The organism is Rhodococcus sp. NPDC059179 (genome assembly GCF_042754885.1).
In the GTDB taxonomy this organism is placed as follows: Bacteria; Actinomycetota; Actinomycetes; order Mycobacteriales; family Mycobacteriaceae; genus Rhodococcus_G.
This window is the reverse complement of sequence record NZ_JBHZBV010000015.1, coordinates 83,399-104,822: the sequence shown is the minus strand read 5'-3', so window position 1 is coordinate 104,822 and position 21,424 is coordinate 83,399. Positions and strand designations below refer to the sequence as shown.

The window sequence follows — 21,424 nt, the reverse complement described above, 5'->3', positions numbered from 1 at the left end:
CCGCGGCCCGGGGATCGGTTTTTGTGTTTTTGGTATCTGTGATCCGTAATCCCGCCCCCCGCGTGGGGGGGCCCGTGGCCGGCGGGGCCCCGCCGCCCCCCCCCCCCCCCGCCCCACGGTCCGATTCCCCGCGAGCTAACGCGCCAGCGCCGCCGCCAGCTCGTCGACATCGGTCGCCGGCCGGTCGCAAACGAACCCCCGACACACGTACGCGGCCGGCTCCCCGTCGACCAGCGGGCGGTCGGCCAGCAACGGCGACGAGTCCGGCGCACCGCCGATCACCACCGCGCCGCCCGGCGCCTCCCGGCGGGCCGTGTCGAGCAGCTCGGCGGCGTCGCCCGTCATGGCCACCGCGACCTGGATCGGTCCGCGCACCGACGCCTCGGCGACGGCCAGCCAGTGCCCCGCGGACCGGGCGGCGCGCGCCAGCAGCAGCGCCCCGCGGTCGAGGGTGTCCGCGGCGGCCGCGGCGTAGCGCGCCGAGCTCTCCGGCCCGGCCAGCGCGGCGGCCGCGAGCAGTGCCTCCGCGATGGTGGATGCCCCTGAGGGCGTCGCCCCGTCGAACGGGTCGCGCGGGCGGGTGATCAGCCGCTCGGCGTCGTCGGCGGTGTCGAACCAGCTGCCGGGCTCCGCGGGGTCCTGGAAGTGTGCGATCGCCAGCTCGATCAGTTGCTCTGCGCGGGTGAGCCATTCGCGGTCACCGGTCGCCTGGTGCAGCGCCAGCAGCCCGACCGCAAGCGCGCCATGGTCATCGAGCACCGCGGCCGCCTCGCCGACCGCTCCACCGAGCGAGGCCCGTCGCAGCCTCCCGTCGACCAGATGCTCGTCGAGCAGCACCCCGGCGCAGCGCGCGGCGGCGTCGACCCACTCGGGGTGACCGAGCCCGGCACCCGCCTCGGCCAGGGCCGTGATGGCCAACCCGTTCCATGCGGTGACGACCTTGTCGTCGCGTCCCGGCTGCGGGCGTCGCAACCGCGCCTCGAACAGCCTGGACCGCACCGCTTCCCAGCGCGCCGGGTCGTCGGGATCCGCGGGCAGCTGCAGCACCGAGGTGCCCGCCTCGAAGGTGCCCGCCGAGCTCACCGCGAGCAGCCCGGCCGCCCACACCCCGTCCTCGAAGCCGAGGACCGAGAGCAACTCGTCCGGCGTCCACGCGTACGTCAGGCCCTCGATGCCGTCGGTGTCGGCGTCCAGCGCGGAAGCGAAGCAGCCGGTGTCGGTACGCAGATCGCGCAGCAGGAACTCGACCGTCTCCTCCGCGACCCGGATCGCGAGCGCCGAACCCGTCCGCCTGCCCAGGTGGGCATACGTCCGCAACAGCTGGGCGTTGTCGTAGAGCATCTTCTCGAAGTGCGGCACCACCCAGTCGGCGTCCACCGAATAGCGCGCGAAGCCGCCCGCGAGCTGGTCGTAGATGCCGCCACGAGCGATCGCCCCCGCGGTACGTTCCACCGCGGCAAGCACTTTCGCGTCCCCGGTTCGCTCGTAGCCGCGGAGCAGCCCCTCCAGCAACGCTGACGGCGGGAACTTGGGTGCCAGCCCGAATCCGCCCCTCGTCTGGTCCTCGTCGTGCAGAGCGGCGAGTACCGCGGCATCGAGCAGGTTCGCGTCGAGCACCACCTGGCCGCCCGGGACGCCCGCGGAATTGGCCGTCAGCTGCGCGGTAATCGAGGCCGACGCCTCCTCGACGTCGCCGCGCCTGCCCCGCCAGGTGTCGGCAATGGCCTCGAGCAGTTGGGTGAACGACGGCATCCCGCCGCGCGGCACCGTCGGGTAGTAGGTGCCGCAATAGAACGGCTCGGCCGAGGGCGTCAGGAAGCAGGTCATCGGCCAGCCGCCCTGACCGGTCATCGCGACCGTGGCATTCATGTAGACCGCGTCGAGGTCCGGCCGCTCCTCGCGGTCCACCTTGATGCAGACGAAGTTCTCGTTCATCAGCGCCGCCGTGGCCTCATCCTCGAAGGACTCATGGGCCATCACATGACACCAGTGGCAGGCGGAGTAGCCGACGGAGAGCAGGATCGGCACGTCTCGCACGCGCGCCCACTCGAGCGCCTCCGGGCCCCACTGCTGCCAATGCACCGGGTTGTCGGCGTGCTGGCGCAGGTAGGGACTGGTCGCCCCGCCGAGCGAGTTTCGGTCAAGGGCAGTCAAGGCGCGGTTCCTAGCTCGCCCCGCCGGTCGGCGGTTCCGAGTTCTTCTCGCTCGAGGGTGCCTCGCCCGCGGCTCCCCGGTCGGTGCCCTCATCGGCGGCCTGATCGAGCTCCGGATGCTCCGGCTCGAACGTGTCGGGCAGCTTCTTGAGCTGCTTGTTCATCGAGCGGACCAGCAGCACGGTGCCCACGAGCAGCGCCACGATGATGACGAACCCGATCGGCGAAGCCTTGCCGAACTCGGGTCCGACCGGATTGCTGGGGGTCTGCGCCAGCCAGCCGCCGACCGCACTTGCCAAGATCACTTCTTCTCCTCGTGGTGGCCTGCGCCGTGATGTCCGTAGCCGACGTGGTCGATGCCCGCGAACAGGTCGGACTCCGGGATCGCGGTGCTCACCCTCGTCTTCGCGAGCTCGAACTCCTCGGTCGGCCAGATCTTCTGCTGAATGTCCAGCGGCACCGCGAAGAACGAGCCATTGGGGTCGATCTGGGTGGCGTGCGCGCGCAGGGCGTCGTCCCGCTGCGGGAAGTAGTCACCGCAGGCGATCTGGGTGGTCACCCGAGCCATCAGGTCGCCGTGTTCGGTCTTCCACTTCTTCAGCCATTCCGCCATCGGGAACTCCTCGCCGCGACGGTCGTACTCCTCCTGGAACAGCTGCAGGCGCTTACGGATGAAGCCGTGCGAGTAGTAGAGCTTGAGCGGCTCCCACGGCTCCCCCGCCGCCGGGAAGCGCTCGGCGTCGCCCGCGGCCTCGTACGCGGCCATCGACACCTCGTGGCAGCGGATGTGGTCGGGGTGCGGGTATCCGCCGTTCTCGTCATAGGTGGTGATGACGTGCGGACGGAACTCGCGGATCACCTTGACCAGCGCCTCGGCGGACTCCTCCAGCGGCACCAGCGCGAAGCAGCCCTCGGGCAGCGGCGGCAGCGGGTCACCCTCGGGCAGACCGGAGTCGACGAAGCCGAGCCAGAGCTGCTGAACGCCGAGGATCCGGGCGGCCTCGGCCATCTCCTCCTTGCGCACGTCGCTGATCCGGTCCCGCACGCCCGGCACATCCATGGCGGGATTGAGGATGTCGCCGCGCTCGCCGCCGGTCAGCGTCACCACCAGGACCTCGTTGCCCTCGGCCGCATAGCGGGCCATGGTGGCGGCACCCTTACTCGACTCGTCGTCGGGATGGGCGTGCACGGCCATGAGACGCAATCCGCTCACAGTGCTCCTTCACCTCGGGTCCGACGCCGGCGTCCGCCGACAGCGCACCGTTGTCCTTCCCCTATAGTTCCACCCGGTACTTCCGCCGTCAGCCGTGGCCCCGCCCCAGCAGTACGCGAGGTACGCCGACCGGGCCGCCGCAGGCCCGGTGCCGCTGCACGAGAGCTGAGCGATATGACCGAGACGCCTCCCGCCGACCGTTACCCGACGCCCACCCGCGACCTGCGCGGGTCCCGGGTGGTGGCGATCATCCTGAGCATCGGCGTCGTGCTCCTTGGCCTGGCTCTCGCCTTCTTCGCGTACAACAAGTTCGCAGGCGACGACGTCGAGGGCCAATCGATCGCCTACAACCTGGTGGACGAGTCGACGATCAGCATCCGCTTCACCGTGACCCGCGAGAACCCGTCCGATCCCGCCGTCTGCATCGTGCGGGCAAGGTCCAAGGACGGCTCCGAGACCGGCCGCCGTGAGGTGTACCTGTCGCCCTCGGACAGCGGAACGGTCGACGTGACCACGCTGATCAAGACCTCGCAGCGTCCCGCGATCGCCGACATCTACGGCTGCGGGACCACCGTGCCGGAGTACCTGACCACCGGCTGACCCCGCGGCTCCGGCACCGAGCCAGCGCGACCGTGAACCTCAGGGAGAAATCCCTGCTCGTGCTAGAATCCTCGGGTACACGGTTCCGGTCTTGGAACCGTGTATTGCTGCATTTGCGTATAGAAGCACAGCGGCAGGGTGCACCGCTCACATGAGGTGAGCGAACCGGGGGGATCCAACCACCGGGGGTAGGCGCGCTCTCGTCGCCGAAGGCCACTGGAGTTCAGTGGCCGGCCCAGGGGACCCGAAGGGTTCCGACTACGAGGAGTGATCGAGCATGACCGAGACCCAGGTGACCTGGCTTACCCAGGAGTCACACGACCGGCTCAAGAGCGAACTCGACCAGCTCATTGCCAACCGCCCGGTCATCGCGGCCGAGATCAACGAGCGACGCGAGGAAGGCGACCTCAAGGAGAACGGCGGCTACCACGCGGCACGCGAGGAGCAGGGCCAGCAGGAGGCCCGCATCCGCCAGCTCCAGGAGCTGCTCAACAGCGCGAAGGTCGGCGAGGCGCCCACTCAGTCCGGTGTGGCACTGCCCGGTTCCGTGGTCAAGGTCTACTACGACGGCGACAAGTCCGACACCGAGACCTTCCTGATCGCCACCCGCGAAGAGGGTAACCGCGACAACGAGCTCGAGGTCTACTCCCCCAACTCCCCGCTGGGCAGCGCGCTGCTCGAGGCGAAGGTCGGCGAGACCCGCAAGTACACGCTCCCCAACGGCAACACCATGCAGGTGACGCTCGTCAGCGCGGAGCCGTACCACAGCTGATTCGCGGCTACGCCGCCCGTGCGCGCGTTGCACCCCGGTTGGGGTAAGACTCGCGCACAGTTCCACTTCCGGACCCCGGTTCGAGCACCTGCTCGGGCCGGGGTTTCGCGTCTATTGCGCCGCCCCTCGGAACTGGGCGCGGTGGGCCGCCGGACTGGTGCCGAGCATGCGGTGGAAGTGGTGGCGCAGGCTCACCGCGCTGCCGAAGCCGGTGTCGCGGGCGATCCGGTCCACCGTCTCGTCGGTCGATTCCAGCAGCAGCCGGGCGTGGTCGGTGCGCTGCTGCAACAACCACTGCTGGGGGCTGGTACCGGTGCGTTCCCTGAACCGCCGGGTGAAGGTGCGCCGCGACATCAGCGCCCGCCGCGACCAGTTGTCCAGGTCGATGCCGGTGTCGAGGTGGGTGCGGGCCCACACCATCGCGTGCTCGATCGGATCGTCGGTGTCGTCGTCGGGCACCGCGACCGGGATGAACTGGGCCTGAGAGCCGTTGCGGTGCGGTGCGGTGACCAGTGACCGAGCCAGCTCGGTGGCGGCGCGGGCGCCCAGATCGCCGCGCACGATGTGCAGGCAGCAGTCCAGTGCCGCGGCGACGCCCGCGGAGGTGATCACGTCGCCCAGATCGGTCCAGAGGGTGTCGGCGCGCACCCGTACCTTCGGGAATGCGCGGGCCATCTCCTCTGCGGCCGCCCAGTGGGTGGTGAGTTCCCGACCGTCGGCCAGACCGGTCGCCGCGATCGCCCAGGAACCCACGCACAGCCCGACCAGTCGTCCGCCCCCTTCGTGGGCGGCGTGTACCGCCTCGTTCAGCGCGGGCGACACCCCGTGCCCACGGAGCCAACCTGGGAAGACAACCATGTCCGCGCCTGCCACCACGTCGAGGTCGTGGCGCACGGTGATGTCGAAACCTGCTGCGGTAGAAAGTGTTCCAGGCCGTTCGGCGCAGACCCGCACGTCATAGGGCGAGTCGGATTCGACGCCGGTGCCGGATCGGCCGAGCACCAGCGTGGGTACCGCCAGGTGGAACGGACTGATTCCGTCGAACGCAACAACCGCAACCGACACCATGGCCTGATCTTAGCGATGTATGGCCTACAGGCCACTGTCGAGGCCGGTTGTGGTCTGCGAGAGTTTTCGCCGGAACGAGGCGAGCACTCGCCCCGCCCTGCTCGACGCGCCCCGCACCTCGCGAGCGCGGGTTCCACGCTGAGGAGAAGAAGTTGCGAAAAATGCGGACTGGGAGTCGGTTGCCTGCGATGGCACGCATGCTGCTCGTGTTGGTCGTGCCGGTGCTGGTGCTTGCCGGGTGCTCGGGCGGATCGGATTCCAGCGACCCCGTGCCGATCTCGACGTTCACGACCTCGGCCAAGGTGACCAAGTCGGCGGCGCCGACGAGTTCGGCGCCGCAGGGCGGGGCGCAGGGCGGGGCGCAGGCAGGCTCGGAATCGTGGGACGACCACTCGCCCACCCCGGCGGATGAGTCCGCGTACTACCAGTCGCCGACCCAGGAGATCCCGCCGGGATACAACTGCGTGCCTGGCCCTGAATGCGGGACCGACAGCTGCGGCCACACCGAGTGCGGAATGACCAGTGAAGGATGCCCGCCCGGGGTCCCGATCTGCGGGATCGGCAGCACTTGGACGGTTCCCCCGGCCACGACGACCGCCGCACCGCCGACCACGACCTCGCCGCCGGTGACGTCGTCGAGCACGGCCACCTCCCCGGCGAGCGCGTCGACGACCGAGCCCATCGACCCCACGCCTGCAGTCGCCGCGCCGGCACTCTAGACGGCTGCAGACCGCGGTCCCCTGCAGGAGCTGAACAAGGTGGAAGTTTGCCGTCGACGAGCGCGTCAACTTCCCCGACAGCAGGCTACTGGCCAAATCCTCCAAGGACTTTCGCTCCACCGCCGCGACCACCGCGCCGTTCAGCTCTCGACCGCGTAGTCCCCGGCCGCGAGCCGTCGTCGCGTCGTCGTCGCCTGCTGGTGTCCGAACGAGTACGCATACTTCTCGCCGGAGTCCACGACGATCTCGAGCACCTGCCCGTGGGCGCGCGCCGTGGGTACCGTCACCGCGGGGCGCGCCTGCTTCGTCGTGCGCGGCGACTGCCAGAAGATCATCTACCGCCCCCGGGCGCGCGTGAGCACCAGCTGCGAGCGGTTCTCCCGTACCCGGGTCAGCACCAAGTCGATCGCCGGCCCGCGCCGGGTGCAGGACCGGACCTTGAGCCGATCGAGGATCTCGGCGTCCGCAGGCCACTCGTCGGCGCGGTGGCAGTACACCTTCGAATCGGGGTCGGGGTTGCCGCGCATTCAACGGGTCGTCCGCCACGGCACCAGCCTAGGGAACCGTGCGCAGCCGCGTCACACCATCCGGCGGACCTTCATCCCGTCGAACACCGGCCCGACCCGGACCACGTCGCCGGTCTGCGGGGCGTGCACCATCTGCCCGTTGCCCATGTAGATCGCGACGTGCCCGGGCCCGCCCTGCCCCCCCTCCCAGTTGCCGAACAGCAGGTCACCGGGCCTGGCCTCGGCCAGCGGGATCTCCTCGCCGACGTGCCACTGGGTCTCCGAGGTGCGCGGCAGCTTAACGAGGTCGCCGGTCGCGGTGTACAGCGCGTAGGACGTCAGCCCGGAGCAGTCGAAACCGCCGCCGGACGGACCGTTGATGTTGCCGCCGCCCCAGACGTACGGCAGGCCCAGGTACCGCAGCGCCGCCTCGACGATCTTGCCGCCGACCCCCTCGCCGAAGTTGCCGACGAACGGCGTGAGGATCCCGGCGAATCGCGCCTCGGTGGCCCTGATCTTCTTCACGTACGGCTTGGTCTGGTTCTCGTAGTCGGGCAGGCCGGACGGCATTCCTCCCGACCGCCGTACCGCCCCGACCCCCGCGTTGTAGCCGGCGATGGCCAGGTCGAGGGTGTCGCCCTTGACCAGGCCCTGCTTCTGCCAGCCCTCGATCTCGGTGTACATGTCGCAGAGCAGGTGGCCCGACGCCATCACCGAGTCCGCGACGCCGAGGATGTCCACCTTGCCGTCGCCGTCGGCATCCTTGCCATACTTCGCCCAGGTGCCGGGCATGAACTGGCCCGGTCCGCGGGCCCCGTCCCTGGACACCGGAGCGGTCGGGCCGTATCGGAAGCCGTTCTCCGCGGAATAGAGCGCGGCGAGGACCGGCGGCTTGATGCCCTCGCAGATCTCACCCGCCTTCTTCAACCACGGCACGAAGACCGCGATGGCGCCGATCGGGGCCATGACCAGCTCCGGAAGGTCCGTCGACGCGGCGCCCGGCAGCATTCGACTCGGGTCGCCGCCGATCGGGGCTGCCTGCAGCGCGGGGGGCGCCGAGTAGCGGGGCGGCTCCGGCGCGGGCGGTGCCGCCAACGCGGGCGGTGGCGCGACGGGGGCGACCTGCGGCGCAGGCGGGAGGTACGGCTGGAGCGAATCCTCCATGGCGGCCGCCGCGTCCGTCACGGCTTGCTGCGCCTGATCCTGCACCTGCTCGGGCAGCATCCCGATGATGTCGTCGATCTGCTGTGAGGCCGCGGGCGCCGACGACTCGAGAGACTGAATTGCCTGTGCTGCTTGATCTTTCACCGGTAAAGGAATGTCAGCACCTTGAACCAAGCCGCCGAGCGCAGTGGCAATGGCCACAATCACCGCAGATGGATCAACCGGCATTCGCAACTCCAAACTCCCGAGCGAACTATCGATGCCCAACGCTAGGTCCCCCGGCCGCGCGACGGGGGGATTTTCGGCGACTTGGGCCGAACTCCCAGAAGACCCTCAGGTCCCTCTCAGACTCCGTCTGCATTTCCCCGGCCTACCTGCACCAACTGGGCGTGCGTCCGGCCTACTCTTGTGTCTATGGCCATTCGATCGGGGCCCGAGGTCGACCCTTTCCGCCGCCGCCGGTGGCTGATCGGATCGCTGCTGGTCCTGCTCGTCGCCGGCCTGGTCGTCGGGGCCCTCGCGCTCGCCTACGGCATCCCGCCGAACCTGATCGCGAACACCTCCACCCACCCCCGGACGCTCGCGATCGGCGCCCTGGCCCTGGCACTGTTCCTGGCGGTGGGGTGGGCGCTGTACCGGCTGACCCGCCGCGCCTGGCTCGCCGCGGCCGCGCAGGCGGTGCTCGCGGCGGCGGTGATCACGCTCGTCATCGTGCCGACGTTCCGCGGCACCGAGGTCCAGGAATCCGACCCGCTCGCCGGGCGCAGCACCGCACAGCAGGGGCAGGGGGAACAGGAGGTCGCGCACCAGATCGGCGCCGCCGACTTCGTCGGAATCGACCACGAGGCAACGGGTTCCGCGCGGTTGCTGGACCTGGGAGACGGCCGACGCGTGCTGCGCTTCGAGAACTTCGAGGTCGAGGCCGGACCCGACTACTTCGTGCACCTCATCGACGGAGCCGACGTTCGGACGCCCGAACCCGTCCGGCTGGGCGCGCTCAAGGGCAGCCGCGGCGACCAGAACTACGAGGTGCCCGCGGAGGTGGAGATCGGGCCCGTCAGCACGGCGCTCATCTGGTGCCGGGTCTTCGACGTCCCGGTCGCCAACGCGACGATCGGACCCTGACCGGCTCCGGTTGCCGCGCCCGAGCTATTCCTGCACCCGCACGGAGAAGCCGGCCGCCGCGAGGGCGCCGAGCACCTCGTCGCGGTGGTCCGTCCCCCGCGTCTCCAGGGTCAGCAGCACCTCCACCTCGTCCAGTCCCAGGTCGCGCGCGGTCCGCGAGTGCACAACGTCCACCACGCTGGCCTCGATCGCGCTCACCACGCCGAGCAGTCGCACCAGTCCACCGGGCCGGTCCGGGATGGTGACGCGCACCGCCAGGTAGCGTCCGGCGGCCCGCAGCCCGTGGGTGATCACGTGGGTGAGCAGCAGCGGGTCGATGTTGCCGCCGGACAGCACCGCGCACACGGGCCCGGCGAGCCGCAGATGCTCCGCACCGCAGGTCATCAGCGCCGCCACCGCGGCCGCCCCCGCGGGCTCGACGATCAGCTTGGCCCGTTCGCTGCACAGCAACAACGCCCGGGACAGCGCATCCTCGCTGACCGTGACCACCTCGTCGACCAGCGCGCTGACGTGCGCGAACGGCACCGCGCCCGGGCGTCCGACAGCGATCCCGTCGGCCATGGTCGACAGGGCCTGCGCCGCGACCGGTCCGCCCTCGGCCAGCGACCGCGGCCAGGCCGCCGCCTGCTCGGCCTGCACCCCGACCAGCCGCACCCGGCGTCCGGAGTCCCGGACCGCGGCCGCAATGCCCGCGAGCAGCCCACCGCCGCCGGTGGGCACCACGATGGTGCCGACCTCCGGAAGCTGCTCGAGGATCTCCAGCCCGACGGTGGCCTGGCCCGCGACGACGTCGACGTGGTCGAACGGGTGGATGAGCACGGCGCCGGTCGCGGCGGCGAACTCCTCGGCCGCCAGCAGCGCGTCGTCGACGGTATGCCCACGCAGGTGGACCGTCGCGCCGTACGCCCTGGTCGCGACGAGCTTCGGTAGCGCCGCCCCGATCGGCATGAAGACGGTGGACTCGATCCCGAGCCTGCTCGCCGCCCACGCGACACCCTGCGCGTGGTTTCCCGCGCTGGCCGCGACCACGCCGCCCGCGCGCTGCTCCGCGGTCAGGTTCGCGATCCGGTTGTAGGCGCCGCGCGGCTTGAAAGAGCCTGTGCGCTGAAGGTTTTCACACTTGAGCCACACGTCGTGGCCGCTTCGCTCCGAGAGCACCCTGGATGCGAGCATCGGGGTCCGGCGGATCACCGGAGCGAGCAGCTGCGCCGCCGCCGCGATCTGGTCCCTCGTCACGAGTTCCACGGCGCCAGCCTAAGGCGCCTGCGGCGCCTGTGAGTACTTGTGGCCCCTACGCGGGCCACAAGTACTCACGGGCGGCGGAGCCGCCTACTTCAGCGCCTGCTCCACGTCGGCAAGCAGGTCCGCGGCGTCCTCGATGCCGACCGAGAGCCGGACCAGGTCGTCCGGCACCTCGAGGGCTGAGCCCGCGGTCGACGCGTGGGTCATCGCGCCGGGGTGCTCGATCAGCGACTCGACACCGCCGAGCGACTCGGCGAGGGTGAAGATCTCGGTCCGCGAGCAGAAGTCGAGCGCGGCCTGCTTGCCGCCCGCCAGGCGCACCGAGATCATGCCGCCGAAGCGGCGCATCTGCTTGGCCGCGACCTGGTGGCCCGGGTGCGACTCGAGGCCGGGGTAGATCACCTGCGAGACCGCGGCGTGGCCGGTGAGCAGGTCGACGATCTTCTCGGCGTTCTCGCTGTGCCGCTCCATCCGCAGCGCGAGGGTCTTGATGCCGCGCATGGTCAGGTACGCGTCGAAGGGGCCGGGCACCGCGCCCGCGCCGTTCTGCAGGAACGCGAAGGCCGTGTCGAGTTCCTCGTCGTCGGTGACCAGCGCGCCGCCGACGACGTCGGAGTGCCCGCCGATGTACTTGGTCGTCGAGTGCAGCGCGATGTCGGCGCCCAGGCTCAGCGGCTGCTGCAGGTAAGGGGACGCGAAGGTGTTGTCCACCACCAGCTTTGCCCCGGCCTCGTGCGCGACCCCGGCCAGTGCCTCGATGTCGCCGATGTTCAGCAGCGGGTTGGTCGGGGTCTCCACCCACACCAGCTTGGTGTTCGGGCGGATCGCGGCGCGGACCGCGTCCACGTCGGACACCGCGGCCGGGGTGTGCTCGATGCCCCACTGGGTGAACACCTTGTCGATCAGCCGGAAGGTTCCGCCGTAGGCGTCGTTCGGGATCACCAGGTGGTCGCCGGGGCGCAGCACCGAGCGCAGCAGGCAGTCGGTGGCCGCCATGCCGGACGCGAACGCGCGACCGAAGGTGCCGGACTCGAGGGCCGCGAGGTTCGCCTCGAGCGGGCGCCGGGTCGGGTTCCCGGTGCGGGCGTACTCGAACCCGCTCCGCATGCCGCCGACGCCGTCCTGGGCGAAGGTCGAGCTGGCGTAGATCGGCACGTTCACCGCGCCGGTCAGCGGATCCGGCTCGTACCCGGCGTGAACGGCCCTGGTGGAGAATCCCTGCGCTGCGTTGCTGTGCTCGCTCATGCCGGTAAGCCTAGCGAGCCACTAATTCGGCAGTAATCGGGCAACCGAGACGAGCGCGTCGATGTACTCCGATTCGGTGTACCCCTGGTTGCCGTGGCTGCCTGCGTCGACGCTGCGGCCCGCCATCGTGAGTGTGTACACCGTGTCGTTGACCTTGATCACGAGGCCGCCCAGCTCGTCCGCCCGCGGCTCGTCGAGCACCCCGAGGCTCTTCTTCCCCCTCGAGGCCTCGAGCATCGCCTCGGTGAACCCGTTGCCCTTGACGCTGACGAAAAGGTTGCGCTGGGTCCCGGTGAAATCCCCCTCGGACCACAGGCAGAGGGGGTCGGTGCTGCCCGGCAGCGTGGTCCGGTTCGCCAGCGCCATCCCGACAAGCGCGCCGCCGAGCGCACCGGCCATCGTCTCGCAGTCCGGCGCCTCGGCCGCGGACAGTTCCGTCGCCGCGGCGCCGCCCCGGCCCGAATCGTCCGACACCGCAACCGGTGTGCCGCTCGTCAGCGTCGAACAGCCGGACACCAGCACCGCCACCGTCGCGGCGAGAATCCCCACCCGAGATCGTATTTCCCCCATGCGGGGATCCTAACGCCCGCCTGACGGTCGACCCCGTTCGAGCTATCCCCCGGCGCTGAGGAAGCCGAGCAGGTCGTGGCGGGTGATCACACCGACGGGCTTGCCGTCGTCGACGACCATCAGCGCGTCGGAGTCGCCGAGCGCCTTGGTCGCGGCGCCAACCGGCTCGCCCGAGCCGATCAGCGGGAACGGCGGGCTCATGTGCTTGGCGACCGGATCCGCGAGCTGCGCCCGGCCCTCGAACACGGCGGAGAGCAGGTCCCGCTCGGTGACGCTGCCCGCGACCTCGCCCGCCATCACGGGCGGCTCGGCGCCGACGACCGGCATCTGCGAGACGCCGTACTCGCGCAGGATCTCGATGGCGTCGCGCAGCGTCTCGGACGGATGCGTGTGCACCAGATCGGGCAGCTCGCCCGACTTGCCGCGCAGCACGTCGCCGACCGTTGGCTCGTGCGTCTTGCCATCCAGCGGGGTGCGCAGGAAGCCGTACGAGGCCATCCACTTGTCGTTGAAGATCTTCGAGAGGTAGCCGCGGCCGCCGTCGGGCAGCAGCACGACGATCACCGCGTCGGGCTCGCGCTCGGCCACCCGCAGCGCCGCCACCACGGCCATGCCGCAGGAACCGCCGACCAGCAGGCCCTCCTCGCGGGCGAGGCGCCGCGTCATGTCGAACGAGTCGGCGTCGGAGACCGCGATGATCTCGTCGGGAATCGAGGGGTCGTAGGCGGTGGGCCAGAAGTCCTCGCCGACGCCCTCGACGAGGTACGGCCGCCCGGTGCCGCCCGAGTAGACGGAGCCCTCCGGGTCGGCGCCGATGACCTTGACCTTGCCGCCGGAGACCTCCTTGAGGTAGCGACCGGTACCGGTGATGGTGCCGCCGGTGCCGACGCCCGCCACGAAGTGGGTGATCTTGCCGTCGGTGTCGCGCCAGATCTCGGGGCCGGTGGTCTCGTAATGGCTCTCGGGGCCGCCGGGGTTGGAGTACTGGTTCGGCTTCCAGGCGCCGGGGATCTCCTGCACCAGGCGGTCGGACACGTTGTAGTAGCTGTCCGGGTGCTCCGGCGGCACGGCGGTCGGGCAGACCACGACCTCGGCGCCGTACGCCTTGAGGACGTTGCGCTTGTCCTCGCTGACCTTGTCCGGGCAGACGAACACGCACTTGTAGCCACGCTTCTGCGCGACCAGCGCCAGACCGATGCCGGTGTTGCCCGACGTGGGCTCGACGATGGTGCCGCCGGGCTTGAGCTCACCCGACGCCTCGGCGGCGTCGACCATCTTGACCGCGATCCGGTCCTTGGAGGAACCGCCCGGGTTGAGGTACTCGATCTTGGCGGCCACCAGACCCGAGCCGGGCTCGACCACCGAGTTCAGCTTGACCAGCGGAGTATTTCCGATGAGGTCGACGACATGATCCGCGATGCGCATGCCTCCATGGTCCCAGAGCGCCCGGTGAGGGCAACACCAGGTCCCTCCTGAAGGGTCGCGGCGCGCTGACCCCACGCACCGCGGGCTTTCCCACTAGATTTGGGGCCGGTAGCACTCGCGACGAGCGGAGGGTGAATCCGGTGCCCACCAGCGGATGGAAGACGGCCGCGAAAGCAAGCGCGGCCGCGGTCGTCGCGGGATCCTCGGCAGGCACGGCGTCGTGGGCGCTCTACAACTACCTGATGGGCCAGGCCACCGCCGCGCGCGGCGTGATCGGCCGCAACGTCGCCAAACCGCCCGAGGCCGACGGTATCTACACCGCAGGCTGCGAGGCCCCCGAGCGATGGCGGCTCGGCGCCGCTTTCGACATCCACCTGATGATCTTTGGCGACTCGACCGCGGTCGGGGTCGGCTGCGCGGTCCCCGACGAGGTGCCGGGCGTGCTGGTGGCCCGCGGCCTCGCCGAGGAAACCGGCAAGCGGATCCGGTTGTCCACCAAGGCGATCGGCGGCGCCACGTCGAAGGGCCTCAAGGGTCAGGTCGACGCGATGTTCATCGCGGGTCCGCCGCCGGACGCCGCGGTGATCCTGGTCGGCGCCAACGACGTCACCGCCAAGAACTCGGTGCGCGCCTCCGCCCGCAGGCTCGGCGACGCGGTGGAGCGGCTGCGGCGCAACGGCAGCGTCGTGGTCGTCGGCACCTGTCCCGACCTCGGCGTGGTCACCGCCATCCCACAGCCGCTGCGCACCGTGGTCCGCAACTGGGGACACCGGCTCGCAGGCGCGCAGGCCACCGCCGTCCTCGAGGCGGGCGGTCACCCCGTCGCCCTCGCCGACCTGCTCGCCCCGGAGTTCCTGGCCGCGCCGGACACCATGTTCTCCGCCGACCACTTCCATCCGTCTGCCGCCGGCTACGAGCTCGCCGCCCGCCAGCTGCTGCCCGTGCTCGCCGCCGCGCTCGGGGAATGGGAGGGTGGTCCGCTGCCCGAGCTGCCCGCGGTCTCCGAGGCCGCCGAATCGCGTCGGGCCGTCGCCCGGTTCACCGCGGCCGCGAACCGGTTCCTCTGGCGTCGCGACACCGCACGCCGGGCGCGGCGCGGCGAACCCGGGGCCGATCAGGTGGCTCCGGAGCCGACCTCGGGCGTGCTCAAGATCGTCGATGACCGACGGCGTCGACAGCGCTCCGCGAGCGCCACGTAACGTCTCACTCAAATCGTCCAGTAATGCGTCACCAATAACGCAACGAAGAAATAAGGAGTTCTCATGCCCGAGGCCGTCATTGTCTCCGCCGTGCGCTCGCCCATCGGCCGCGCTGGAAAGGGTTCGCTCAAGGACGTCCGTCCCGACGACCTGGCCGCTCAGATGGTCGCCGCGGCCCTCGCGAAGATCCCCGAGCTGGACCCGACCGAGATCGACGACCTGATGATGGGTTGTGGCCAGCCGGGCGGACAGTCCGGCTACAACATCGCCAAGGTCGTCGCGACCACGCTCGGGTACGACTTCCTGCCCGGCGTCACCATCAACCGCTACTGCTCCTCCTCGCTGCAGACCACCCGGATGGCCATGCACGCCATCCGCGCGGGCGAGGGCGACGTGTTCATCTCCGCAGGCGTCGAGTCGGTGTCCAGCTTCGCCACCGGCAGCGCCGACGGCTGGCCGAACACCAAGAACGCCGCGTACGCCGACGCGCAGGCCCGCACCGAGCTGGCCACCCAGGGCGGCATCGCGTGGAAGGACCCCCGCGAGGACGGCCTGACCCCCGACATCTACATCTCGATGGGCCAGACCGCGGAGAACGTCGCGTCCCTGACCGGCATCAGCCGCGAGGACCAGGACCGCTGGGGCGTCCGCAGCCAGAACCGCGCCGAGGAGGCCATCAACCGCGGCTTCTTCGCCAAGGAGATCACCCCGGTCACCCTGGCCGACGGCACCGTCGTCAGCACCGACGACGGCCCGCGCGCCGGCACCGCCTACGAGAAGATCAGCCAGCTCAAGCCGGTCTTCCGTCCGGACGGCACCGTCACCGCCGGCAACGCCTGCCCGCTCAACGACGGCGCCGCCGCGCTCGTCATCATGAGCGACACCAAGGCGAAGGCCCTCGGCCTGACCCCGCTGGCGCGCGTCGTCGCCACCGCCGCCACCGGCCTGTCCCCCGAGATCATGGGCCTCGGCCCGATCGAGGCGGTCAAGAAGGCCCTCGGCTACGCGAAGATGACGACCTCGGACATCGACCTGTACGAGATCAACGAGGCGTTCGCGGTGCAGGTCATCGGCTCCGCCCGCGCGCTGGACCTCGACGAGGACAAGATCAACATCTCGGGCGGCGCGATCGCCCTTGGTCACCCGTTCGGCATGACCGGTGCCCGCATCACCAACACGCTGATCAACAACCTGCGTGAGCAGGACAAGACCTTCGGCGTCGAGACCATGTGCGTCGGCGGCGGTCAGGGCATGGCGATGGTGCTGGAGCGTTTGAGCTGATCCAGCGCCTGAGCTAGTTCCATAGCGTCCACGAACGGGCGGTTACCGGGCAGGCCTCTCGGCCGATGTCCCGGTAACCGCCCGTTCGTCGCTACACCGGAGCCCCGGCCGCGCGGAGTTTTGCGCGCACCCGGCGGACCAGTTCGGTCGGGCGGTCGTAGAGCAGCTCCGACCCGACGCGCACCACCGTCCACTCGAGCGCCTCGATCCGCGCCAGACGCTCGAGGTCCCACGCTCTCTGCCTGCGATCCGTCCAGTGGTGTTCGCCGTCGTACTCGACCAGCACCCGCCACTCCCGCCAGCCCATGTCCGACCGTGCCCACTCCCAGCCGTCGTCCCCGACGTGCACGATCTGCGTTTCCGGCCTCGGCAGCCCGGCGTCGACAATCACCAGGCGGGGGTGAGTTTCCGGCGATCCGCGATGTCGGCAATCGCCTCGGGCTTCGACTTCGTCGCGTTGCAGAGCGCATCGAGCGCGACAATCGCCTGCTTCCGCGGCAGCCGACGTGCCAGGTCGAAGCCCGCGCGCGCCGGGATCGCCACCTGCATCCCGTCTACGACGGTGACCTCGTCTGGTTCGAGGCGGTAGTCGTGCATCAGCAGCCCGTTGGCCGGTCTGTGGCGTCCGCGGCGGATCACCTCCGCCGGCTCCCCTGGGTCGATCCACCGCAACCGCGTTCGATCCCCGAAACGGCGCGTCGTAGATTCCCACCGCGTCAGCATCACCAGCCGCGACACCCTTCTGGCCACCGAAAAGCCAGGTTGTGGATAACTTTCCGGTGATCCACAACGCCGAACGGGCGGTTACTGGGCAGGCCTCTCGGCCGTTGTCCCGGTAACCGCCCGTTCGGGGGTTGAGCGCGTGCGACTAGTCGCTGTTGAAGTAGCTCAGCAGTCGCAGGATCTCGACGTACAGCCACACCAGGGTGACGGTGAGGCCGAACGCGACGCCCCACGCCGCCTTCTCCGGCGCCTGGGCCCGGATCAGCTGGTCGGCCGCGTCGAAGTCCAGCAGGAAGCTGAACGCCGCGAGACCGATGCAGACCAGGCTGAAGATGATCGCCAGGCCGCCGCCGTCGCGCAGGCCGAGACCGCCCGGGGTGAAGAAGCTGGCGACCATGTTGCCGAGTGCGAGCACCAGGACGCCGATCATGCCGCCGATGATCATCCGGGTCAGCCGCGGGGTGACGCGGATGGCGCCGGTCTTGTAGACCACGAGCATGCCGAAGAACACGCCGAACGTGCCGAGCACGGCCTGCGCGATGAGGGTGGAGCCGCCCGCGCCGCCGAACGTGATGTCGGTGAACATGAACGACAGCGCGCCGAGGAAGATGCCTTCCGCCGCCGCGTAGGCGAGCACGATCGCCGGGTTGTCCATCTTGCGGCCGAAGGTGGCGACGAGGACCAGGCCGAGTCCGACGAGACCGCCGCCGATCACGAACGGCGTCGCGAGGCCCGCATTCGCGTTGACCATGACGTAGGAGATGATCGCGGCGATCGTCAGCACGCCGAGCGTGATGCCCGTCTTGGTGACGACGTCGTCGATGGTCATGGCCCGCTGAGCCGGACCGGTCGTGTACGGCTCAGCCTGCGTGTACTGCGGCTGACCGAACTGCTGAGTCATCTGCCCCGCGCCTGCCGCGGCAGAACCGAACGAGGCATATCCGCTGCCCTCCTGCTTGGGGAGGTTGCGGAACACCGGGTTGCTGGTGGTGCGCACCGTGCGTGTCCCTTCTATAGGTCGGTCCCGAAGGACCCCTGCCGTGCCGCTGTGGCCCGACCGCGACGGGAAATCCCGTTCTGTTGGTAAAACGTCTCACACATGACCGTAAGTTCCCGCCACTTCGATCCAATCGATCCGGGACGGGACAGTTGAGAACTCTACCGTCCGCGGGTCGCTTCGCCCATCGCACGAAAACCGAGGTTCACCTGCCACGACTTGCCCGTGGCGGTGGCATCATTGACTCATGAGCACCGAGGACGGGCCGGACCAGACCCTCAGCGCCAGCGAATCCGTCGATTCGGACGAAGTTCGCAACTACGACGGCGACGATGTCGTGGACGCACCCGAGCATTGGAGCGAGGCCGACCGGTTCGGGACCACCGCGGCGGAGGCGGCCCAGGGCGAGAGCCTCGACCAGCGGCTCGCCGAGGAAGAACCGGACATCCCACTCGAAGACGACTCCCGTCCGCAGTCCGACGACGCCGAATCGGTGGAGGCCGAGATCGTGGACGGGGTCATCGTCGAAGATCTGGGCTTCGACCTCGGCCAGGTCGATGGTGCGCCGATCGACGGCGGACCGGTCCGGTAGCCGTCACATCCCCTTGACCGACCGGGCGACGGTGAACTTCGGGTTCCGCCCGACCAGCTCGGTGGGGCCGACCGATTTCCGCAGCGCGCCGCGGTACCCCAGGTGCGAGTTGTAGACGGTCCACAGCTCGCCGCCGTCGCGCAACACCCGGCCCGCGGCGCGGAACATCGACAGCGCCGCCCCGGTGTGCACGGCCGCGCCCACGTGAAACGGCGGGTTGCAGACGATCAGGTCGGCGGTGGCGTCACCGAGGGTGGACATGACGTCATCGCGCAGCGCGGTCACCTGGTCGCCGACCCCGTTCGCGCGCGCCGTGGCCGCCGTCGACGCGACCGCAGCCGCGGACTGATCGGTCGCGACCACCCGCAGGTCGGCGCGGGAACGGGCCAGCGCGACGGCGAGAATCCCTGTGCCGCAGCCGAGATCGATCGCCGAGCGGGCGTCCGGATTCATCCGGGGAAGGTAGTCGAGCAGGAACCGGGTTCCGATGTCGAGCTTGGTGCCCGCGAAGGCGGCCCCGTGAGCGACCACCTCCATGTCGAGCTCGCTCACCCGCTCGCGCACCGGGTAGGTCGGCTCGGCTGGCGGATCCAGCGGGCCGCGCGCGACGAGCACCCTGGACTTCTGTCGACCCCGGGTGGCGTGCACGTCGCCGAAGCTGCGGGCGAGCACCTCGTTCATGGCCGGGGTGATGTGCTTGTCGCGGCCGCCCGCGTAGATCACCACCTCCGGATCGGCGAACCGGGCCGCGGCCTCCGCGATCTCGGCGAGCGCGGACAGGCTGCGCGGCAACTGCACGAGCAGCACACGCGCACCGGCGAGCAGGTCCGCGTCGAGCCCGCAGGAACGGTAGGCGTCGCGCAGACCGGCGCGCGCGGCGTTGTGCGACAGCGCCAGCTCGCCGGTGAGCGGATCCTGGTGGACCCGGATGCCGTCGGCGCCGAAGCCGGCCGCCGCCCCCAGTGTGAGGGCGCCGTAGTGGTCGCCGATCACCGCGACCGTCGCCGGCGCGGCGCCCTGCAGCGCCGCGCCTGCCTCGTCCAGGATCAGCCGGTCCGCACCGTCGACCGCGAACAGGTTCGGCGCCTCCACGTCGGGGAACCGCCGCAGCTGGGAGAGGACTTCTTCGGGGACCGGCACCACTCGATTGTTCCAGGCCCGGGCCCCGACATGGACGAGCGACCACCTCAGCCGTCCGCCCCGTGACTGGACGCGCGACAAGTAGCGGGCCGAGAAACGAACGGGTACAACAAACTCAACGGAATTCACCCGACCGGGGCAGCGGTCGAGAATCAGGAGTCACAGCCATGCTTCTGCCGATGTCCCCCGCCGACTCGATGTGGTTGCTGGCCGAATCGCGCGAACATCCGATGCACGTCGGCGGGCTACAGCTTTTCGAGCCACCTGAGGGCGCCGACGCCGCCGACCTGCGAGGGCTGTTCGATGCCGCGATCGCGAATGACACTGCGGCACAAAGGTTTCGTCAGCGCGCGACGCGGTCGTGGTCATCGCTCGGACAGTGGGCCTGGGAAGAGGACGGCGGGTTCGAGCTGGGGTACCACGTTCGCCACGACGCCCTGCCGCAGCCAGGCGGGATGCGTGAACTGCTCGATCTGTGCGCACAACTGCACGCGGCACCCATGGACCGGCACCGACCGTTGTGGGAGATGCACCTGATCGAGGGCCTGCGCGACGGACGATTCGCGGTCTACACGAAGGTTCACCACGCCGTCTCGGACGGAGTGTCGGCGATGCGCATGCTGGTCCGCTCGCTGAGCGAGGACCCGACCGAACGGGCGATGCCCACAGTCTGGGACACCGGGTACCCGGCCCAGGAGACCCACGTGTCCGAGGACCCCACTGCCGAGACCGAAGACCACGGCGGCGTCCTCGGGCTGCCCATCTCCGCGGCCCGCGCAGCCGCCGAGATGGTGGGCGGGGCGGCCGCGATCGCCCCCGCGGTGGCGAGCACCGTGGCCCGCGCCCTGCGCGAACAGGGCGGCTCCCTGTCGTTCGCGGCCCCGAACACCATCCTCAACGTGCCCATCGCCGGGGCGCGGCGCTACGCGGCGCGGTCCTGGCCGATCGAGCGACTGCGCCTGATCGCCAAGGCCGTCGACGCCACCGTCAACGACATTGTCCTCGCGATGTGCTCGGGCGGCCTGCGCACCTTCATGCTGTCGCTGGACGCGCTGCCCGAGCTGCCGCTGATCGCCGCCGTGCCGGTGTCACTGCGCGGCAGCTCCGCCGACGAGCCCGTCTCAGAAGGCGGCGACTCAGCCGACGAGCCCGCAGGCAACTCGTTCGGCATCCTGATGTGCAATCTCGCCACCCACCTCGCCGATCCGGCGCAGCGACTCGAGACCGTCCGGACGTCGATGCTCGAGGGCAAGGAATCGCTGACCGGCATGCGCCCGTCGCAGATTCTGGCGATGAGCGCGGTGGGGATGGCCCCGGCCGCGCTGCACGTGGTCGCCGGCAGCAGCGGGGCGGTCCGCCCCCCGTTCAACGTCGTGATCTCCAACGTTCCCGGTCCCCGCACGCCGCGCTACTGGAATGGGGCCCGGCTCGACGGGCTGTATCCGATCGCGTTCCCGGCGGACGGGCAGGCCCTGAACATCACCTGCACCAGCTGCGACGACACGATCGCGTTCGGCCTGACCGGCTGCAGGCGCGCGTTGCCGGACCTGGATCCGCTCCTGGACCACCTCGACGACGAGCTACGCGCACTGGAGACCGCCGTCGGCCTGTAGGCAGCTCAATGCGCGCGGGGCGCGGACGAGCTGCCAATGACGTCAGCAAGTCCGCGCCCCGCGCGCATGAAAGTCGA

The 21,424-nt window shown here is 70.2% G+C and carries 21 protein-coding genes and 1 pseudogene; 7 read left to right on the top strand and 15 right to left on the bottom strand.

Annotated features, from left to right (window positions below; all coding sequences use genetic code 11):
• Nucleotides 1-135 precede the first annotated feature (135 nt).
• From ACFXMV_RS21400 to mca, 3 genes are read right to left on the bottom strand one after another with little or no spacing between them, the layout of a single operon-like run.
• Complete coding sequence (locus ACFXMV_RS21400; protein ID WP_378499783.1) at nt 136-2,154, bottom strand: thioredoxin domain-containing protein; 2,019 nt, start codon at nt 2,152-2,154, stop codon at nt 136-138.
• Between the two features lie 10 nt (nt 2,155-2,164).
• Nucleotides 2,165-2,458: a hypothetical protein gene (locus ACFXMV_RS21395; protein ID WP_378499782.1), complete on the bottom strand. Its 294-nt coding sequence runs from the start codon at nt 2,456-2,458 to the stop codon at nt 2,165-2,167.
• The gene (gene mca / locus ACFXMV_RS21390; RefSeq protein WP_378499781.1) at nt 2,455-3,366 is read right to left on the bottom strand and encodes a mycothiol conjugate amidase Mca; all 912 of its coding nucleotides are present in this window, start codon (nt 3,364-3,366) and stop codon (nt 2,455-2,457) included. Before mca ends, ACFXMV_RS21395 begins: the two co-directional genes overlap by 4 nt.
• A gap of 174 nt (nt 3,367-3,540) precedes the next feature.
• On the opposite strand from mca, the gene ACFXMV_RS21385 reads away from it, so the two are divergent.
• Nucleotides 3,541-3,966 carry a DUF4307 domain-containing protein gene (locus ACFXMV_RS21385; protein ID WP_378499780.1) on the top strand — a complete coding sequence of 142 codons (426 nt, stop codon included), beginning with the start codon at nt 3,541-3,543 and terminating at the stop codon, nt 3,964-3,966.
• A 277-nt stretch (nt 3,967-4,243) separates the two neighbouring features.
• Nucleotides 4,244-4,738, top strand: a complete 495-nt coding sequence (gene greA / locus ACFXMV_RS21380) for a transcription elongation factor GreA (protein WP_378499779.1) — start codon at nt 4,244-4,246, stop codon at nt 4,736-4,738.
• A 111-nt stretch (nt 4,739-4,849) separates the two neighbouring features.
• Here the strand turns inward: greA and ACFXMV_RS21375 are convergent, their stop codons facing one another.
• From ACFXMV_RS21375 to ACFXMV_RS21360, 4 genes and pseudogenes are all read right to left on the bottom strand, one after another.
• On the bottom strand, nt 4,850-5,806 hold the full coding sequence (locus ACFXMV_RS21375) for a GlxA family transcriptional regulator (RefSeq protein ID WP_378499778.1): 957 nt from the start codon (nt 5,804-5,806) through the stop codon (nt 4,850-4,852).
• Nucleotides 5,807-6,227: 421 nt separating this feature from the next.
• The gene (locus ACFXMV_RS21370; RefSeq protein WP_378499776.1) at nt 6,228-6,488 is read right to left on the bottom strand and encodes a hypothetical protein; all 261 of its coding nucleotides are present in this window, start codon (nt 6,486-6,488) and stop codon (nt 6,228-6,230) included.
• 100 nt (nt 6,489-6,588) lie between these two features.
• Nucleotides 6,589-7,028, bottom strand: a pseudogene (locus tag ACFXMV_RS21365) (hypothetical protein); the annotation flags it as partial.
• A 75-nt stretch (nt 7,029-7,103) separates the two neighbouring features.
• Complete coding sequence (locus ACFXMV_RS21360) at nt 7,104-8,423, bottom strand: NlpC/P60 family protein (protein ID WP_378499775.1); 1,320 nt, start codon at nt 8,421-8,423, stop codon at nt 7,104-7,106.
• A 186-nt stretch (nt 8,424-8,609) separates the two neighbouring features.
• Between ACFXMV_RS21360 and ACFXMV_RS21355 the strand changes: the two genes are divergently transcribed.
• Nucleotides 8,610-9,320: a DM13 domain-containing protein gene (locus ACFXMV_RS21355; RefSeq protein ID WP_378499774.1), complete on the top strand. Its 711-nt coding sequence runs from the start codon at nt 8,610-8,612 to the stop codon at nt 9,318-9,320.
• A 24-nt stretch (nt 9,321-9,344) separates the two neighbouring features.
• Here the strand turns inward: ACFXMV_RS21355 and ilvA are convergent, their stop codons facing one another.
• From ilvA to ACFXMV_RS21335, 4 genes are all read right to left on the bottom strand, one after another.
• On the bottom strand, nt 9,345-10,565 hold the full coding sequence (gene ilvA / locus ACFXMV_RS21350) for a threonine ammonia-lyase (RefSeq protein WP_378499773.1): 1,221 nt from the start codon (nt 10,563-10,565) through the stop codon (nt 9,345-9,347).
• Nucleotides 10,566-10,649: 84 nt separating this feature from the next.
• Complete coding sequence (locus tag ACFXMV_RS21345; protein ID WP_378501437.1) at nt 10,650-11,807, bottom strand: cystathionine gamma-synthase; 1,158 nt, start codon at nt 11,805-11,807, stop codon at nt 10,650-10,652.
• A 21-nt stretch (nt 11,808-11,828) separates the two neighbouring features.
• Nucleotides 11,829-12,377 (bottom strand): hypothetical protein, encoded by a 549-nt coding sequence (locus tag ACFXMV_RS21340; RefSeq protein ID WP_378501438.1) that lies wholly within the window; start codon nt 12,375-12,377, stop codon nt 11,829-11,831.
• Nucleotides 12,378-12,419: 42 nt separating this feature from the next.
• Entirely contained in the window at nt 12,420-13,802 is a 1,383-nt protein-coding gene (locus ACFXMV_RS21335) for a cystathionine beta-synthase (RefSeq protein WP_378501439.1), read from the bottom strand.
• Nucleotides 13,803-13,942: 140 nt separating this feature from the next.
• Here ACFXMV_RS21335 and ACFXMV_RS21330 point away from each other — a divergent pair, with 140 nt between their 5' ends.
• Nucleotides 13,943-15,001 carry an SGNH/GDSL hydrolase family protein gene (locus ACFXMV_RS21330; RefSeq protein ID WP_378503322.1) on the top strand — a complete coding sequence of 353 codons (1,059 nt, stop codon included), beginning with the start codon at nt 13,943-13,945 and terminating at the stop codon, nt 14,999-15,001.
• 63 nt (nt 15,002-15,064) lie between these two features.
• On the top strand, nt 15,065-16,282 hold the full coding sequence (locus ACFXMV_RS21325) for an acetyl-CoA C-acetyltransferase (protein ID WP_378502456.1): 1,218 nt from the start codon (nt 15,065-15,067) through the stop codon (nt 16,280-16,282).
• A 91-nt stretch (nt 16,283-16,373) separates the two neighbouring features.
• On the opposite strand, the gene ACFXMV_RS21320 is transcribed toward ACFXMV_RS21325, so the two are convergent.
• The 3 genes from ACFXMV_RS21320 to ACFXMV_RS21310 all read right to left on the bottom strand — a co-directional run bounded on the left by ACFXMV_RS21320 (nt 16,374) and on the right by ACFXMV_RS21310 (nt 18,002).
• On the bottom strand, nt 16,374-16,673 hold the full coding sequence (locus tag ACFXMV_RS21320; protein ID WP_378500624.1) for a hypothetical protein: 300 nt from the start codon (nt 16,671-16,673) through the stop codon (nt 16,374-16,376).
• Nucleotides 16,670-16,879: a hypothetical protein gene (locus ACFXMV_RS21315; RefSeq protein WP_378500623.1), complete on the bottom strand. Its 210-nt coding sequence runs from the start codon at nt 16,877-16,879 to the stop codon at nt 16,670-16,672. The genes ACFXMV_RS21320 and ACFXMV_RS21315 overlap by 4 nt, the downstream gene beginning before the upstream one ends.
• 271 nt (nt 16,880-17,150) lie before the next feature.
• Nucleotides 17,151-18,002 carry a Bax inhibitor-1/YccA family protein gene (locus ACFXMV_RS21310; protein ID WP_378500622.1) on the bottom strand — a complete coding sequence of 284 codons (852 nt, stop codon included), beginning with the start codon at nt 18,000-18,002 and terminating at the stop codon, nt 17,151-17,153.
• 247 nt (nt 18,003-18,249) lie between these two features.
• On the opposite strand from ACFXMV_RS21310, the gene ACFXMV_RS21305 reads away from it, so the two are divergent.
• Nucleotides 18,250-18,594, top strand: a complete 345-nt coding sequence (locus ACFXMV_RS21305; protein WP_378500621.1) for a hypothetical protein — start codon at nt 18,250-18,252, stop codon at nt 18,592-18,594.
• A 3-nt stretch (nt 18,595-18,597) separates the two neighbouring features.
• On the opposite strand, the gene ACFXMV_RS21300 is transcribed toward ACFXMV_RS21305, so the two are convergent.
• Nucleotides 18,598-19,734: a class I SAM-dependent methyltransferase gene (locus tag ACFXMV_RS21300; RefSeq protein WP_378500620.1), complete on the bottom strand. Its 1,137-nt coding sequence runs from the start codon at nt 19,732-19,734 to the stop codon at nt 18,598-18,600.
• A gap of 167 nt (nt 19,735-19,901) precedes the next feature.
• On the opposite strand from ACFXMV_RS21300, the gene ACFXMV_RS21295 reads away from it, so the two are divergent.
• Complete coding sequence (locus ACFXMV_RS21295; protein ID WP_378500619.1) at nt 19,902-21,347, top strand: wax ester/triacylglycerol synthase family O-acyltransferase; 1,446 nt, start codon at nt 19,902-19,904, stop codon at nt 21,345-21,347.
• The last annotated feature ends 77 nt before the right edge of the window (nt 21,348-21,424 follow it).

Bases quoted from the DNA above. Each gene is read 5' to 3' on its own strand.
- ACFXMV_RS21325 (WP_378502456.1), top strand. From the start codon at position 15,065: ATGCCCGAGGCCGTCATTGTCTCCGCCGTGCGCTCGCCCATCGGCCGC.
- ACFXMV_RS21340 (WP_378501438.1), bottom strand. From the start codon at position 12,377: ATGGGGGAAATACGATCTCGGGTGGGGATTCTCGCCGCGACGGTGGCG.
- ACFXMV_RS21315 (WP_378500623.1), bottom strand. From the start codon at position 16,879: ATGCACGACTACCGCCTCGAACCAGACGAGGTCACCGTCGTAGACGGG.
- ACFXMV_RS21305 (WP_378500621.1), top strand. From the start codon at position 18,250: ATGAGCACCGAGGACGGGCCGGACCAGACCCTCAGCGCCAGCGAATCC.
- ACFXMV_RS21360 (WP_378499775.1), bottom strand. From the start codon at position 8,423: ATGCCGGTTGATCCATCTGCGGTGATTGTGGCCATTGCCACTGCGCTC.
- ACFXMV_RS21385 (WP_378499780.1), top strand. From the start codon at position 3,541: ATGACCGAGACGCCTCCCGCCGACCGTTACCCGACGCCCACCCGCGAC.
- ACFXMV_RS21370 (WP_378499776.1), bottom strand. From the start codon at position 6,488: ATGGGCTCGGTCGTCGACGCGCTCGCCGGGGAGGTGGCCGTGCTCGAC.
- ACFXMV_RS21345 (WP_378501437.1), bottom strand. From the start codon at position 11,807: ATGAGCGAGCACAGCAACGCAGCGCAGGGATTCTCCACCAGGGCCGTT.
- ACFXMV_RS21295 (WP_378500619.1), top strand. From the start codon at position 19,902: ATGCTTCTGCCGATGTCCCCCGCCGACTCGATGTGGTTGCTGGCCGAA.
- greA (WP_378499779.1), top strand. From the start codon at position 4,244: ATGACCGAGACCCAGGTGACCTGGCTTACCCAGGAGTCACACGACCGG.
- ACFXMV_RS21355 (WP_378499774.1), top strand. From the start codon at position 8,610: ATGGCCATTCGATCGGGGCCCGAGGTCGACCCTTTCCGCCGCCGCCGG.
- ACFXMV_RS21375 (WP_378499778.1), bottom strand. From the start codon at position 5,806: ATGGTGTCGGTTGCGGTTGTTGCGTTCGACGGAATCAGTCCGTTCCAC.
- ACFXMV_RS21335 (WP_378501439.1), bottom strand. From the start codon at position 13,802: ATGCGCATCGCGGATCATGTCGTCGACCTCATCGGAAATACTCCGCTG.